Source organism: Cytobacillus sp. FSL M8-0252 (assembly GCF_038007345.1).
GTDB classification, from domain to species: domain Bacteria; phylum Bacillota; class Bacilli; order Bacillales; family Cytobacillaceae; genus Cytobacillus; species Cytobacillus kochii.
Genome location: NZ_JBBOWZ010000003.1, coordinates 15,535 through 28,704, shown reverse-complemented (window position 1 = coordinate 28,704; position 13,170 = coordinate 15,535). Strand labels below are relative to the sequence as shown.

17 protein-coding genes and 1 pseudogene are annotated in these 13,170 nt (G+C 33.2%); 12 read left to right on the top strand and 6 right to left on the bottom strand.

Features of this window, described 5'->3' with window-relative positions; genetic code table 11:
• Window positions 1–36 precede the first annotated feature (36 nt).
• From MKX83_RS24450 to MKX83_RS24420, 7 genes and pseudogenes are all read left to right on the top strand, one after another.
• Window positions 37–156 (top strand): hypothetical protein, encoded by a 120-nt coding sequence (locus tag MKX83_RS24450; protein ID WP_341060493.1) that lies wholly within the window; start codon window positions 37–39, stop codon window positions 154–156.
• Window positions 157–937: 781 nt separating this feature from the next.
• Window positions 938–1,747 (top strand): hypothetical protein, encoded by an 810-nt coding sequence (locus tag MKX83_RS24445; RefSeq protein ID WP_341060488.1) that lies wholly within the window; start codon window positions 938–940, stop codon window positions 1,745–1,747.
• A 107-nt stretch (window positions 1,748–1,854) separates the two neighbouring features.
• Window positions 1,855–2,034 (top strand): hypothetical protein, encoded by a 180-nt coding sequence (locus MKX83_RS24440; RefSeq protein ID WP_341060486.1) that lies wholly within the window; start codon window positions 1,855–1,857, stop codon window positions 2,032–2,034.
• 82 nt (window positions 2,035–2,116) lie between these two features.
• Window positions 2,117–2,752 (top strand): VanZ family protein, encoded by a 636-nt coding sequence (locus MKX83_RS24435; protein ID WP_341060485.1) that lies wholly within the window; start codon window positions 2,117–2,119, stop codon window positions 2,750–2,752.
• Window positions 2,753–3,198: 446 nt separating this feature from the next.
• Window positions 3,199–3,360: pseudogene (locus MKX83_RS24430) on the top strand (helix-turn-helix domain-containing protein); the annotation flags it as partial.
• A 165-nt stretch (window positions 3,361–3,525) separates the two neighbouring features.
• Window positions 3,526–3,834 carry a PadR family transcriptional regulator gene (locus MKX83_RS24425; RefSeq protein ID WP_341060483.1) on the top strand — a complete coding sequence of 103 codons (309 nt, stop codon included), beginning with the start codon at window positions 3,526–3,528 and terminating at the stop codon, window positions 3,832–3,834.
• 41 nt (window positions 3,835–3,875) lie between these two features.
• Window positions 3,876–5,084, top strand: a complete 1,209-nt coding sequence (locus MKX83_RS24420; RefSeq protein ID WP_341060481.1) for a chromate transporter — start codon at window positions 3,876–3,878, stop codon at window positions 5,082–5,084.
• Window positions 5,085–5,241: 157 nt separating this feature from the next.
• Here MKX83_RS24420 and MKX83_RS24415 read toward each other — a convergent pair whose 3' ends face one another.
• Complete coding sequence (locus MKX83_RS24415; RefSeq protein ID WP_341060479.1) at window positions 5,242–5,709, bottom strand: hypothetical protein; 468 nt, start codon at window positions 5,707–5,709, stop codon at window positions 5,242–5,244.
• 279 nt (window positions 5,710–5,988) lie between these two features.
• Here MKX83_RS24415 and MKX83_RS24410 point away from each other — a divergent pair, with 279 nt between their 5' ends.
• Window positions 5,989–6,393: a hypothetical protein gene (locus MKX83_RS24410; RefSeq protein WP_341060476.1), complete on the top strand. Its 405-nt coding sequence runs from the start codon at window positions 5,989–5,991 to the stop codon at window positions 6,391–6,393.
• Window positions 6,394–6,587: 194 nt separating this feature from the next.
• Here the strand turns inward: MKX83_RS24410 and MKX83_RS24405 are convergent, their stop codons facing one another.
• On the bottom strand, window positions 6,588–6,779 hold the full coding sequence (locus MKX83_RS24405) for a hypothetical protein (protein ID WP_341060474.1): 192 nt from the start codon (window positions 6,777–6,779) through the stop codon (window positions 6,588–6,590).
• A gap of 27 nt (window positions 6,780–6,806) precedes the next feature.
• The gene (locus tag MKX83_RS24400) at window positions 6,807–7,136 is read right to left on the bottom strand and encodes a hypothetical protein (RefSeq protein WP_341060473.1); all 330 of its coding nucleotides are present in this window, start codon (window positions 7,134–7,136) and stop codon (window positions 6,807–6,809) included.
• Between the two features lie 147 nt (window positions 7,137–7,283).
• Between MKX83_RS24400 and MKX83_RS24395 the strand changes: the two genes are divergently transcribed.
• From MKX83_RS24395 to MKX83_RS24385, 3 genes are read left to right on the top strand one after another with little or no spacing between them, the layout of a single operon-like run.
• On the top strand, window positions 7,284–7,943 hold the full coding sequence (locus MKX83_RS24395) for a SprT-like domain-containing protein (protein WP_341060471.1): 660 nt from the start codon (window positions 7,284–7,286) through the stop codon (window positions 7,941–7,943).
• Between the two features lie 37 nt (window positions 7,944–7,980).
• Window positions 7,981–8,466: a hypothetical protein gene (locus MKX83_RS24390; RefSeq protein ID WP_095373736.1), complete on the top strand. Its 486-nt coding sequence runs from the start codon at window positions 7,981–7,983 to the stop codon at window positions 8,464–8,466.
• 27 nt (window positions 8,467–8,493) lie between these two features.
• Window positions 8,494–8,856, top strand: a complete 363-nt coding sequence (locus tag MKX83_RS24385; protein ID WP_341060468.1) for a hypothetical protein — start codon at window positions 8,494–8,496, stop codon at window positions 8,854–8,856.
• Between the two features lie 143 nt (window positions 8,857–8,999).
• On the opposite strand, the gene MKX83_RS24380 is transcribed toward MKX83_RS24385, so the two are convergent.
• From MKX83_RS24380 to MKX83_RS24370, 3 genes are read right to left on the bottom strand one after another with little or no spacing between them, the layout of a single operon-like run.
• On the bottom strand, window positions 9,000–9,209 hold the full coding sequence (locus MKX83_RS24380; protein WP_341052994.1) for a hypothetical protein: 210 nt from the start codon (window positions 9,207–9,209) through the stop codon (window positions 9,000–9,002).
• Between the two features lie 39 nt (window positions 9,210–9,248).
• Window positions 9,249–9,629, bottom strand: coding sequence for a hypothetical protein (locus MKX83_RS24375; RefSeq protein ID WP_341060466.1), 381 nt, complete (start codon window positions 9,627–9,629; stop codon window positions 9,249–9,251).
• Window positions 9,610–10,782, bottom strand: coding sequence for a ParM/StbA family protein (locus MKX83_RS24370; protein WP_341053033.1), 1,173 nt, complete (start codon window positions 10,780–10,782; stop codon window positions 9,610–9,612). Before MKX83_RS24370 ends, MKX83_RS24375 begins: the two co-directional genes overlap by 20 nt.
• A 597-nt stretch (window positions 10,783–11,379) precedes the next feature.
• On the opposite strand from MKX83_RS24370, the gene MKX83_RS24365 reads away from it, so the two are divergent.
• Window positions 11,380–12,813: a primase C-terminal domain-containing protein gene (locus tag MKX83_RS24365; RefSeq protein WP_341060464.1), complete on the top strand. Its 1,434-nt coding sequence runs from the start codon at window positions 11,380–11,382 to the stop codon at window positions 12,811–12,813.
• Window positions 12,814–13,170: the final 357 nt, after the last annotated feature.

The window sequence follows — 13,170 nt, the reverse complement described above, 5'->3', positions numbered from 1 at the left end:
ATTATTCTTCGTAAGTATTCTAATGCTCGTGCTTGCATGATTTCGGGCTATATAAGCGATAGCAATGTTGAACTTGCTAATGGGAAGATTGTTTTAAGTCGTGGTGTATTGGCATTGTTATATGAAGAATTAGAGGGTTATATGTCTATAAAATAAGGGTTCGTATTGACAAATAAATATACACTCTCCATACATTCTAGTAGACATAACATTACTTATTGGTAGTTACGAAGCAGTCAGAAGTATTGCGCTTACTGGCTTTTTCTTTTTGTTCTCTATGGCCAAACAATATACAGTGAGCAAAATAGGGATAGAACAACATTTGTGCGTTTTAAAGAATGTATAAATGGATGTATAAAATAAAGAAACTCCTTTTTTAAAAAGGAGTTTCTTTATTTTATACAGTAATTAAGGAATAAATCAAATAAATACTATATTTTTAATAATTTTACATAATATCATTGTATTACCAATTATATAGGTATATACTATTATAGTTGATGTTCCAAAATATTACTTTTTATTACCTGAAATAATAATCAAGGAAAATACTCACAATTATAATTATAATTCCTATTGAAATATGAATTTCTTTATCGTTGATTCTAGTCTTTTCAAGAATGAAAATAATAGCACCTGTGATTAGTATATATATAAAACTATTTAATAAATAACTATTACTAGTAAAGGAACTATTTAATGTCTGATAAATACTTGATGTTATAGATATAACAAAAAGAATTAAAGGAATTCTCAATTTCCATTTCATCTTATTTACACCTTCTTTCCTAAATATTACATAATTATATATTTTTAATATATATAAACACAACAATTACTTCAAAAAAATAGTTGTTTTTCCATTTGTTATCATTTGTTGAACAGATAGTTGAAATTATTTGTTTAATAAAATATTATAAATTAAGGAGATAAGAGAATGAATTTTTTAAAAAGAATAACAGTTTTGGCGATGGCTTCCACGATATTTATTGGAAGTGGTTTTAGTGGAACAACGAGTGCATCTAGTATTGATAAAAATTATGAAATTAAGAACAAACAAGAATTAGTTGAAAAAATTGAGTTTTTTGATCAAGATTCTACGCTTTCACAAGAAGAAGAAACAAAATATTTATATGAAAATACTGATCCAGTTATATTAACTAATTATCTTAATGAATTAGGCGATGAAATTGTATCTGCTTTTGAAGAATTAACCGAAGAAGTTTCTTCTGAAATCAGTTTAGATACAAATGATTCTGAAACATATCAAGAAACAGTTTCTAAAGTTACTGAAAACGATGTTCTTGTAGAAGTTACGGTCACAGATGAAAATGTTGATCAAGATACATCTGGATCTATCATTAAACCATTTGCAACTGAAAAGTTCGGCTCTCGCTCATATAAGGTTGATTATGCTTTTTATCATGCTTTATATCCAGACACACATATGGTGTTAATTACTTATTATAATGCTAGCTCTAAAGGGTTAACTGCAACATCTACTTCTAAAGCTGGATCATCTGCTATGTTCCCAACTACTTTAGTAAGTTCGACAAAAATTACTGATAAAACAGCTAATGTTGTAGGACATGATATTAATGGACAAGGTGATTATGTTATGACTATAGGTGGTTATAATGGTATTGGCTTAGTTACGCGTAATATTACAGTAATTAGCACAATTAAACTTACAAAAATAAGTTCATCTTCTGTAAACGTAAGTAAATCATATAAAGTTTACAAATAATAAATATAAATTTTTAAAAGTAAAAAAGATCCCTTTCTACTCGGAAGGATCTTTTTTACTTTTTTCTTTTGGGTTACAACATATATGGGGTAGCATCAGGATAATGCGTGGATTTACAACGATTAGGCAGTAAAAATGTTAAACCACCAGCAAATCTATACAAAGAAACATCTTTTAGTATATCTGCTAGTAACAAAGCAAAAGGAGATTATTACCTAAGGTTCGAAAAGGCTGAAGATGACGGTTGGGATTTAGAGGGTTCTGGTTCGATCAAAAGCACATACTGATTGAAGGATTAACTATTTAAAAAGAGAATATCTAGGAATGAAAAGAGAGCAATGTTAATCTATTGCTCTCTATTTAAATTAAATGAATAGGAGACTGTTTATGTTAATTGATTTCGACATACTAACTTATATTATCTGTTTTATTATTCTAGGTTTTGTTTTATTGTATCTAAAGAAACAACGGAATAAATCCAATATGTACTTGTTTTTCTTCTCGGTGTTTTCATTCTATATAATGAATGTAGCTAAATATACAATATTCCCTATAGAAATAGGTACTGAATGGGTTGATTATTTAAGAGAAAATCGTTCATTTTCTTCAAATATAAATTTTATTCCTTTTAAAGAACAAGATTTAAATCAAACTCTACTTAATATCTTGCTTTCCATTCCTTTTGGGTTCGGTCTTTCTTACATTAAAAAAGTGGTGAATTTAAAGACTATAGTCCTTGCTGGTCTTACTTTTTCATTTTCTATAGAAATGACGCAATTAATCATCTCTTTATTAATCGGTTATCCTTATAGAATCATTGATATTAACGACATTATGGCAAACGCTTTAGGCGCTGTTATTGGTTACGCTGCATTTCTTTTATTCTCAAAATTAGTAATACTAATGGTTAAAAAAAGTCTTCCTGAAAATGAAAAATTATCTCCATTTTTGTTGTATATCTATAAAGTTTCAAAAAAAGATACCTCGCAATATAAAGCAGTTTGATTGAACAATACAAACTACGGGCGGCAGCACTACAGCATGTAGATTTATGGCCACCTACGAAAAAGCGTGTAGCTAGCCATAAATCAACATTCTGTACGTGTCACTGTGGCACTAAAAGATCCGATAACAACGGCATGTATGGCTAGCGCCTACATTCCGTAAGTTCCTGTCTCCTTTACCTTTCAGGTCGTACCCCATGAGCCGAAAACCTTTAAATACGTAAAAAATGAACAAACCTTGGGCTTTGCCCAAACCCACTGGGGAAACCTTCCCCAGACCCCATTAAATTTCGAACTCCCCAACCCCTCAATCCTTGAGGGGCTCCCTCGCCGGTAGGCAGGTCAAAAGGTGTTTCCTTTTGACACATCAAGAGGGTTTGAGTCTAGTGAGTCTATCAACTCCTTAATGCTCCCTGCGGTCCGCTTACCGTTGACAGACACTATATTAAGTTTAAAGGTCGTTTAAAAAAGTACCATAAAAATCACGCAGGGATGAATTATGCAGTAAAGTTATATAAGGAAGGCAATATGACTGTTAATCAAATATGTGAAATTACAAACGTATCGAGAGCTTCATTATATAGAAGATTATCTGAAGAACATCGTTGATCAATCCTGTTAAGCAGAAATGATTCAACTTAAATAAGATTATTAAGTTTTTGTAAATGCTTTGAATTGAATAAAATCATATGGTATTATCATTATAGAATTTCGATATTGAATAACAATAATGATATTCGATAATGAAATTCTTAATACATTGGAGGGAAAAAATTGGAGGATAAAGTTCTTCGAAAATTATTTTTAGGGTTTATACACATTCACATACTGCATCATGCTAAGGAACATCCTATCTTTGGATTGTGGATGTTAGAAGAGTTAAAAGAGCATGGATATAGTATAAGTGCTGGAACCTTATATCCTATCCTACACTCTATGGAATCAGATGGATTGTTAGTAAAAGAAGAGAAAAACGTGGAAGGAAAAATACGAAAATATTATCGGGCAACAACTAAAGGGATTAAGGTTCTTAATGAATCCAGAGCAAAAGCTTACGAATTATTTAAAGAAATTAAGGACTAGAAACCCTTTTGTAAAGTACCGTTTTAAAGGGGGAAATATGTATGAATGATCAAGCAGCAAGTGCAAAAAAAACCAAAACAACATTTCGATCATTGATAGAAATATTAATCGTATCAACAAGATTGGGGTTTACATCTTTTGGTGGACCAATTGCTCATTTAGGATATTTCCATGAAGAGTATATACGTAGAAGAAAATGGATGGATGAAAAAAGTTATGCCGATTTAGTAGCTTTATGTCAATTCCTTCCTGGACCTGCAAGTAGCCAAGTAGGAATCGGGATTGGAGTTATGCGTGCAGGTGTTTTAGGAGGGATTGTTTCCTTTCTTGGATTTACACTTCCTTCAGTAATTGCACTTATTATTTTCGCTTTAATTCTTCAAGGTCTTGATGTAGGTGATGCCGGCTGGATTCATGGTTTGAAAGTAGTAGCAGTAGCTGTTGTTGCACATGCTATTTTGGGGATGGCACAGAAGTTAACGCCTGATTTAAAACGAAAAGCCATTGCCTTATTAGCTTTAGTAGTTACTTTATTATGGCAAACCGCCTTCACACAGGTAGGGATTATTTTGTTATCAGCATTTATAGGTTTTCTTCTCTACAAACAGCAAACCGAGAATGAAGACTCTAGAATACACGTCCCTATTTCACGAAGATTTGCCATCGTTTGTTTAACATTATTTTTCGGATTACTTGTTCTTTTACCTATTCTAAGAGAAGTTACTTCTTTAAATTGGATTGCCATGTTTGATAGTTTTTATCGATCAGGTTCACTTGTTTTTGGTGGAGGTCACGTTGTATTACCATTACTTGAGCGTGAATTTGTCCCAACAGGTTTTTTAAGTGAAGAATCATTTCTTGCAGGATATGGTGCAGCGCAAGCAGTTCCAGGTCCATTGTTTACATTTGCCGCCTATTTAGGTGCTGTTATGAATGGTTGGACTGGAGGATTAATTGCGACAATTGCTATTTTCTTACCGGCATTCTTGTTAATTTTAGGTACCTTACCATTCTGGGATAGCCTTCGACGTAATCCAAAGATTAAAGGGGCATTAATGGGAGTTAACGCAGCAGTTGTAGGAATATTGATTTCAGCATTCTATCAACCAATTTGGACCAGTTCTATACTAGAACCAATTGATTTTGCATTTGCAGCAGTTTTATTTAGTATGTTGGTGTATTGGAAACTACCTCCTTGGATCATTGTAGTAACAGGCGCAATTGGTGGATCACTTCTTACACTCATTTAATCATTCTTCAACCTAAAAAGATTGTCAATAAGATAAATAAAGCCTAATTTCTCATATAAATCACTGAGAGATTAGGCTTTATTATATGGTTTCAATATCCTTAACGTTGTAAATCCGCATTTTCCTGACGCTACCCCTGTATTTAGTAATGTGACCGCTATCGTATGTTTTGAACTTCTTCATGTTCATACTTTATTAACTTTATTTTATTTGTACCATCAGGAACTTTGGTTGTATTTAACACCGATGGTTCAACAGCAAAATATAGTGTATCTTTACCAACAACGGTTCCATTTTGATAAGAAGGAAGCAATGTAACTTTTAATAAATAACTAAATTGGTTTTCTAAATCTTCATCTAGATTTCTTGTTGTACGTATAAAGACAGAATGATCGTTTTCAGGCATTCCATAACCTTGAACGTTTTTATCCTTATAATACCTTTGAACATGGTTTAATATCTCTTTGTGGTAAAGGTCAAGCATAAAGTATCCAAATAATTGATTATTTTCTTTAGCTGATGGTGGAAATTCTATTGTTTGAGTATTTCCTGCGTTTGTAATAGCCGAAAATGAAGATATACACAACAAAATTGCTAAAAGTGAACTTATAATTATTTTTTTCATGTTTACACACCTCCATTTTGTAATATCTATAAAAAACGTAATATTTATACTAAATAAAAATAGGTAATTTTTATCTAATTACTTTTATTTTTTTCCATTTTTTAAAGGAATTACAAACTTAATAACGAATTTTTAATTTAGCAATCTATCATTAACATCTCAGAATTTTGATTTAATCATAAAATCCTTATAAAAAAGAGAGCGTGGTGATAGAACTTTAAAACATTTTAAAACTTAGGTATTGTTATACTTTTAAATTAATATTAAGGGGGAAATTAAATGAAAAAGTTAACACGCTTTATTATTATGGGATTTCTAGCAATCGTGTTAATCCCTACTCAAGCAGGCGCAGCATACATAGGATATGATAATTTGTCACTGACACCTTTGATTTGGAAGCCCTCTAAAACCTTTCAGACTCCTAGTGGATATGTTACAGCGTGTATAAGTGGAGTTAATAACTCTGCTAATACTTATGCAATAGATGCTTATGAGGATGACGGTATTGGTGCAGGTTTAACAAAATTAGGTGCTATTAGTGTGAATAGTAATCCTAATAAATGTGTTACTTTTCCAACAAGAGCAGTAGCTGATGGAACTAATGGTAAAGCAGAAGTATATGTTCGAATTGGAAATGTTCGATATTCTGATAGTTCAGTAAGAGTGGAAATTTCCGTTAATTAAAATGCGTTTGATAACCCTTTACACTTAAGGGGTTTTTTCTTGCAACGATATTTATTGCTACTTTTACTTTCGTGTAAAACCATCCCCCTTCCAACTAAAAGTTCAAAACATACGCTAAGGGATTGTACAGAAAATGTTACCTAACACCATACTGTCATGGTGTTTATAAGGGCGTATTCCATTTGAAATTTCCCTCATTTTTTATTCGTTCTGTGTTCAGGATTTAATAAATCCGCGAATATAAAAGCCCCTTTTGATTCGTAGTTTGCTACAAGGCTATGCAACGCCATTACGGCTAATTGATTTTGTGATAACCCTACCTCCTCTGACATCTTTTCAAAGTCCTCTTTAAGCGCATCTGGCATGTTGATGGGTAATCTTTTCATAAGTAAAACTCCTTTTTAATATCTATTTCAAACAGGTTCTTTAATAGGAGAAGCATCATAATTTTCAAATCTGCTATCACAAGTGGAACAAAATTTTATCCAATTAGGATGTTCATCGTACATGGGTGTGAATGTACCACCGCAACTGCAAGCTTCACTATAATCTGGCTCTTCTGGTTCGTCAAATAACCCCTCTTGATGTGCCTGTTCCCATAAAAGATCATTTACTTTTTCTTTTAACTGTTCTATGTAATTTTTTAACGCAATTTCATTTTCCTCTAAATTTTTAATTTCATTTAATAAACGTTCATTCTGCTTTTCTAATGAAACTATTTTTTTCTTTTTGCTGAAAAGCATACTACAAATCACCTTCCTTTTCTGTATCTCTTTAGTGCTATTTTAGCACATAATAAGCATCAAAACAATACCAATTGTCAGAATTTTATGTTATAATATAGTTAAGGTAATTGAATATTAATATTCAAAAAAGGAGGGCTCACTTAAATGTCCAGCATAAAAGTGGCTACTGACGAATTACATAAGGCGTTTGAGTTATTAAATATAACGTTCTTCAATGATGAATTGCCCAACCTCGCCATTACGATTCAAACCAGTGGTAAACGCAAATCTATGGGCTGGTGTACAACAAAAGAGGTTTGGGGTGATCGTGACGGAAAAATCAAACTGTATGAAATAAATATAGCTGCGGAATTTTTGGATTTAGACTTTTTTGAAACCATGGATACATTACTTCACGAAATGGTGCACCTGTACAATATCACTCATGATATTCAGGATTGCAGTCGAGGTGGAAACTACCATAATAAAAAGTTTAAAGCCGAAGCAGAAAAACGAGGGTTTTACTTTGAGAAAGATAAGCCAGATAAGAAATATGGGTGGTATAACCCTAAGTTAACAGAGGAAACAAAGCAGAAAATATCCTCTCTTGATATTGATAAAAGCGCTTTTTCAATCGCTCGAAGGGGAATGCAATTACATCTTAGTAATGATGAAACTAATCAAGAAGAAGATGGCCAAGAGAAAGAGAGGAAAAAATCTTATAAATGGGTTTGCCCTGGTTGTGATTTAATTGTTCGTTCTACTAAGCCTGATGTATCCCTAAAATGTATGGAATGCAATGAAGAGTTGGAAGAAAGAGACTAAGGGAGAGGTTTTCTCTCCCCTTTATGGAGGGTAAAAAATGCTAACTTGTGCTTATTGTGCCACTGAATTAAGTTCTAAATACTGTCCTTTCTGTGAAATGGAATTAAAGGATTATCAAATATCAAAAAATGGCAATCGCATGTCAAACACCATAGATTCAATTCCTGCAGAAGTGGAAATTTTCAAGGATACTAAAACCCTTATGGAGAAAGAAACCATTGAATTGTTATTCTTATTGCGTTATGCCAGAAAACACCGTTCTGATGTATATAATTTACGTATAAACGTTCATAGGGCAACCGAACAAGGGAATGAAATGCAGGAATATAACGCTGCTTCTTATAGTGATTATGAAGAAGCAACTCGAAAAGTATGGGTGATTGAAAATATTATTAAGGAGCGTATAGGTTACTTCCCTAGTAAGGTTACTGAAAAATTCATTTATATTTATCTGGATCGTATAAATCAATCTAACGAAAAGAAGATGAAAATTAAAGAATCATCGGTACAAGAAAATGCTTGAGTATAGGATTAGAAGGGAGGGAACTGTATGCATCCAATGAATAGTCTTTTTCCATTGTTGATAGGGTTATTTTTATATCTTGTTTTGAATCCTTTCTTCCAGTCATTCGACCTACTATCTGTTTATTTCATTTGTGCTGTTCCAGCTGGTTGGTCAATGATTAACCGTTATAAAAATAGACCGACAGATACGCAGCTCATTATTCGCGAAATATATCGAGTGCGTTCTGATATATTCTTCGATTTATTTTTTTTAGCAATACGAAAGGGATTTAAGTTTTTTCTCGCTCTTATAATTGGCTGGTTAATTGCCCCTTATTTATTATTTGAAGCGATAACAGGAATTAAATCAGCTATAAGAAAAATGAGAAATAAAGGAGTAGCACAATGAGGGTGATCGTAGCAGAAAATAAAATTACGAGGAATAAAAAAGGAGCTGGAAAGAAAGCTCCTTTTTCTGGTCAATGGCAGCACGTGTTAAAACAAAAAACCACCTTAAGGTGGTCTTGTGCTTTAGTTTCTAAAATATGACGCTTATTTATTTAATCGATTAATTACATCAGCCCAAAATTCTTCCGATACTTTTAATTCAAAGGCATCCAGTTCTTTTGTTTGTTTGAGCGAATCTAGGTGTTTAAGCATTTCTTGCTTCGTTTCAAAAATTCTTTTGATATTATTGTTTAGTTCGTTAATTTGCTCTATAACAATACCTTCATCATTTTTATAGATTTCTAAAGTCCCCATTTTATCTCCTTTATTTTATGTTATTATCTAACTGTAAAATTAAGCAAAAGGGTCGTCGAAATCATCGAGACTCGACCATGCAGAGTTAGAGCTCTCTTCCTTTTCTCTTGGTTCTATTGTTTTTGCTGTCTCTTTTGTAATTACTTCTTTCTCTGGTTGTTCCTCTTTTTGTATTTCTGGTTGATATATAGGTTGCTTTCCATTAGTTGATGAAAGATCAAAATTAATCTTTCTTGGCATTACTTCTGCAACATCTACAAAGCCTGTTTGGTTGTAAAGTTGTTGAGCTGCATATAAGAAGAAGTTAGATAGGTCGGATTGTTTGTTAATCCATTCTACAAATTCAGGTGTAATATCGCGGCTTAAATAAATGTTTATCCGATCTCCTTGCTTATATACCTTATTTCGAGTGCGTGCCACTTGCAGTTACACCTAATTCTCTTTCTTTCTGTTGTTCGTACCTTGGTGAGCATGTATATACGAGTAAGCCGCGCGCATTTACAAACATAGGGTCTTTTAAGAATGTAACGTTAGTCATACGATCCTTGGATTTTAGAATTGGCTGCAAGTAAGGTTTAAGTATTGCTGCTCCACCGCCATAGATAAACACAAAAGGGTCATCCTTTAAATCGTCAATCTTATTTATTATCGAGCTGCTAATTTGTGTTGATAGTTGTAACAACCCTGTTTTGGATTCTGCAACTAGATCATTATGACGAGGATGTTCAGGGTCAAAGTAGATTTCGTTAAATTCTGCCATGCTATCAATGGATTTTCTAGGATTATTACGATTCCAACGCTTGATAATTTCATTAATAGTAGATTTAACCCCGAAATTCAACCCTTCTGAAAGTTTAGGGTTATATTTAACGCCTTCTGTCACAACGATTTCAGTTGTGCCAGCACCAATATCAAAATGCAAGAGGGTTTTATTGGTGAAATCTACTTTCATAATTTTATCGCCAATTTCTATTTTTCTTTCTGTAACTTTTCCGTTTTCATCAAAGACTACACCCCAAGCTGCGGCTGCGCCTTCAGGTAAGCATTTGCAGTATTCGATTTTTAAAGTGACATAAACATTCCTTCCTGATGGATGATGGAAGATAATTTCGTGTGTACCCATAAAACGAGTAGCGTTATTTTTGGCACTTTCTTGTGTGATTGTATTTACAGGTAAGGCAACAGATAGATCATAAGAAACTTCAATATTATCTTGCCCGTAATTCTTTTTGATTGCATCGATGGCGAGCCCAGAAAGTGTCACAATAACAGGAATTTCATCTTTAGATTTATCGGACTTTTTTTCTAATTCATTTGGTGTAAGGTTATCTTTTAAAACTTTTTCTCCTATTATATATCTTTCTCCATTCCTTGTTAGAGCTTTAGAATTGATAGTTACATCAATATTTTCTAATAAGTCACTAGCTGCAATATCATCCATGTCCATTAATTCAGTTGTTTCGCCCATGTAATAAGAAAAAACAGTAGGAATTGTTATAGGGTCTGTGTCTTTAACCCAAAGTTTTAATCCGTTGTTCCCAGCGTCTGCACCAGCTTTTAAAATCGTCATCAGAAAAACACTCCTTAATTGGTTTATTTTGCTATCTAAGTATAGTATACATTTATTTTAATACTATGGCAATACATTTTATGTATTTTGTGCGCACAAAATGCGTAAAAAATAGTGTTCTTTTATATTATTTATACATATAATATATTATATTTTGCGCACAAATAGCGCATAAAAAAAACCGATTGGCTTCTTTTCGCCGATCGGAAGAATAGTAGACAAACAAAAAAGTTTTATGTATAGTTATAGATAATTCTAAAATTTACTAGTCTAAGAGATTTTTTATAATAAAAATACAAAAACAAATACATAAAAAAACAAGTAAAAAGAGCCGTGCTGTCAACACCGCTCTTTTAGAAATAAGCTAGCTCCACGGCAACCAACCTCGATCTAGCTTTGATAGGTAAATCATGATGCTGTCAACATCATGATTGTTCTTATTCATATATGTACTTATCATATATGAAATTTTGGATAATTGCAATGTTTTTTGTTCGGTAAAACCTAACAAAATTCTGCATCTTTCTCTATCAAAGTTAAAGGTTTAGGACCGCTACAGGGCAGCTTGTGGCGGTCTTTTTGTGTGGAGAAGGAGAAGAAATGAACGCATTAAGAGAGATTTATAGAGATCAACTAACAGATTTACCAAAAAAACAAATAGATAAGCAGCAAAGCGGTTATAACAGTCATTTGGGTTGGGTTTATGTTTGTAATACGTTTTACGAAAAGCCTAAAGCTGTGCGTACATATCGCTCCTTATTTGGTGCGACAGAAGCTTATACATATTACACACCTAATACGTTTTACCGCAATGATCAACGTCATGAGGGTGCTTTACGTTGGCTAAATGCTATGGTTGTTGATATAGATGCAAAAAATGGATACAACCAGGGCGGGCTTTTTCTTCCTGATGTATTGGATTCTGTAAATGATGCAGGACTCCCCATGCCTTCTTTAGTTGTTTCAACACCTTCAGGTGGTTTTCACCTTTATTGGTATTTGAATAGCCCTAAAAGAGCTTTTCCAAAAGTGACAGCTCATTATAAACGAATTCAAATGAGTATTGCTGAAGCTTTAAATGGCGATTTACAGGCTGTGGGAGCAGAGCGATGGTTTCGTATGCCTACCGAATCAAACATTGTTTATCAGACTGATAGTCGTATTAGTTTTGATAATCTATGTGACTGGTTATCTATTTATCAAGAAGAAAAAGCAGAAGAAAGGAAAGTAGCTTGTGTAGGTGTAGATGGATTACTACAACATCCAGCAATCAAAAAGCTTTTAGAAGGCGTATCAGAAGGTCAAAGAGATAACACTTGCTATACGCTTGCTTTGGCATACAAAGCGAATGGATACAGTGAAAATGAAACAGAAGTTTTTTTGCAAGAATGGAATGCTTTAAATGAGCCACCCATGCGTCAATTAGATGTTAAAAGAAAAGTAAAAAGCGCATTTAAAAAAGATGCTCCGCATGGCCCGTCATCTTATTGGATTCGTTTGCTTTCAGGTATGCCATTTACTTATCAAACATGGGAGGAAGCAAAACCAAGAGAAGAACGTACATATAGCCATTTTGATGAATGGAAAGAAGATATCATTAACTATTTAAAAGCCAAAGGAGGAAGTGTATCTGCTGCACAAAGAAAGATTGTTGAAGAGGTTAGGTCGTCATCAAATGAGAAAAAAAACATCCCGTATACAACTTTTAAAAAGATAATAGAACACCTTGTTCAAATTGGAATAATTACAAAGAAGATAGAAGGAAAAGGACGTGCTGCGGAAACCACTTTAACCCTTATTAAGAAAACAAAAGTCATCCCTTTCCAACGCAAAAGGGAACAAAAAAGAAATGGGTCCAATTCAAATACATTTATAGATCAGGTGGTGGGTGGGTTCACTGGTTTGTTTTTGCTTTCTAATATTTCTTTATCTGGCTCTTCAAAATTCCTTGAGGAACCAGCTTCTTTACTATTGCCTTCTGGGAGAAATGGACCACCTAAAAATAGGAAAAATACTGGTGTATATTGGGAATAAGGTCCCTTGTATATAATTTCCAGTGTGTTATGATTAAGGCAATTAATCATATAATCAAATATTAAATAATACTAATCACCACTTTAAGTAATTAATTAATTGGTTTGGGTGGTTGAGCCGTGGCCGGTCCTTGTTTTTGCTTTCTAATATTTCTTTATCTGGCTCTTCAAAATTCCTGGTTGAGCCGTGGCCGGTCCTGCTAAATGATCACGGGTAGGTGAATCGTTTACCCGTGATCATTTGGCAGGACCTTAGATATTTAACCCACTTACCTGATTTCAAATGTTATGTAGTGGTAGGGGGGGAGTGGTGAATAGTAAGTAAGTGAGAGAGAGTAAGTAAGTTAAGTAAGTAAGT

Excerpts from the sequence above, each read along its gene's own strand:
- MKX83_RS24450 (WP_341060493.1), top strand. The coding sequence starts at position 37 with ATGATTTCGGGCTATATAAGCGATAGCAATGTTGAACTTGCTAATGGG.
- MKX83_RS24445 (WP_341060488.1), top strand. The coding sequence starts at position 938 with ATGAATTTTTTAAAAAGAATAACAGTTTTGGCGATGGCTTCCACGATA.
- MKX83_RS24435 (WP_341060485.1), top strand. The coding sequence starts at position 2,117 with ATGAATAGGAGACTGTTTATGTTAATTGATTTCGACATACTAACTTAT.
- MKX83_RS24420 (WP_341060481.1), top strand. The coding sequence starts at position 3,876 with ATGAATGATCAAGCAGCAAGTGCAAAAAAAACCAAAACAACATTTCGA.
- MKX83_RS24415 (WP_341060479.1), bottom strand. The coding sequence starts at position 5,709 with ATGAAAAAAATAATTATAAGTTCACTTTTAGCAATTTTGTTGTGTATA.
- MKX83_RS24410 (WP_341060476.1), top strand. The coding sequence starts at position 5,989 with ATGAAAAAGTTAACACGCTTTATTATTATGGGATTTCTAGCAATCGTG.
- MKX83_RS24405 (WP_341060474.1), bottom strand. The coding sequence starts at position 6,779 with ATGAAAAGATTACCCATCAACATGCCAGATGCGCTTAAAGAGGACTTT.
- MKX83_RS24400 (WP_341060473.1), bottom strand. The coding sequence starts at position 7,136 with ATGCTTTTCAGCAAAAAGAAAAAAATAGTTTCATTAGAAAAGCAGAAT.
- MKX83_RS24395 (WP_341060471.1), top strand. The coding sequence starts at position 7,284 with ATGTCCAGCATAAAAGTGGCTACTGACGAATTACATAAGGCGTTTGAG.
- MKX83_RS24390 (WP_095373736.1), top strand. The coding sequence starts at position 7,981 with ATGCTAACTTGTGCTTATTGTGCCACTGAATTAAGTTCTAAATACTGT.
- MKX83_RS24385 (WP_341060468.1), top strand. The coding sequence starts at position 8,494 with ATGCATCCAATGAATAGTCTTTTTCCATTGTTGATAGGGTTATTTTTA.
- MKX83_RS24380 (WP_341052994.1), bottom strand. The coding sequence starts at position 9,209 with ATGGGGACTTTAGAAATCTATAAAAATGATGAAGGTATTGTTATAGAG.
- MKX83_RS24365 (WP_341060464.1), top strand. The coding sequence starts at position 11,380 with ATGAACGCATTAAGAGAGATTTATAGAGATCAACTAACAGATTTACCA.